Origin of the sequence: Lachnoclostridium sp. An131 (assembly GCF_002160825.1) — a bacterium.
Lineage (GTDB): Bacteria > Bacillota > Clostridia > Lachnospirales > Lachnospiraceae > Laedolimicola.
This window is the reverse complement of the sequence record NZ_NFLI01000040.1, coordinates 1-1,028: the sequence shown is the minus strand read 5'-3', so window position 1 is coordinate 1,028 and position 1,028 is coordinate 1. Positions and strand designations below refer to the sequence as shown.

The 1,028-nt window shown below is 51.1% G+C and carries 1 rRNA gene; it reads right to left on the bottom strand.

From position 1 onward, the window contains the following. Window positions 1-1,028, bottom strand: a 23S ribosomal RNA gene (locus tag B5E77_RS16705); the annotation flags it as partial.

The window sequence follows — 1,028 nt, the reverse complement described above, 5'->3', positions numbered from 1 at the left end:
GAAGTTACGGGGTCATTTTGCCGAGTTCCTTAACAATGCTTCTTCCGTCGGCCTTAGGATTCTCTCCTCATCTACCTGTGTCGGTTTACGGTACGGGTACTGTATAAGCAATAGCGGCTTTTCTCGACGCATGGCTCATGTGCTTCCCTACTTTAGTTCGGTCCGCGTCACGTCTTCGGATTGCCAGACGGATTTGCCTATCTGACTCCTACCTCGCTTGCACCGGTCTTTCCATACCCGGCTCACACTCTCCACACGTGTCCCCACAGTTCTGTTATACAGCAGTACAGGAATCTCAACCTGTTGTCCATCGGCTACGTCTTTCGACCTCGCCTTAGGTCCCGACTTACCCAGGGCAGATCAGCTTTACCCTGGAAACCTTGGATATTCGGCCGGAAGGATTCCCACCTTCCTCTCGCTACTCATTCCGGCATTCTCTCTTCTTAACCGTCCACGCCTCTTTCCAGTGACGCTTCGTCCTGATTAAGAATGCTCCTCTACCAATGTACGTTCGTACATTCCTGAGCTTCGGTGTCGTGTTTTAGCCCCGGACATTTTCGGCGCAGGACCTCTCGACCAGTGAGCTATTACGCACTCTTTTAATGTATGGCTGCTTCTAAGCCAACATCCTGGTTGTCTTTGAAATCCCACATCCTTTTCCACTTAACACGCACTTTGGGACCTTAGCTGCAGGTCTGGGCTCTTTCCCTTTTGACTGCCCAACTTATCTCGTGCAGTCTGACTCCCGATGAGCATCTATATGGCATTCGGAGTTTGATATTCTTCGGTAAGCTTTGACGCCCCCTAGGAAATTCAGTGCTCTACCTCCATTAGACTCCATCGAGGCTAGCCCTAAAGCTATTTCGAGGAGAACCAGCTATCTCCGGGTTCGATTGGAATTTCTCCCCTACCCACACCTCATCGCCACCCTTTTCAACGGATGTGCGTTCGGTCCTCCATTGCCTTTTACGGCAACTTCAACCTGGACATGGGTAGATCACCCGGTTTCGGGTCTGCCTGAACTGACT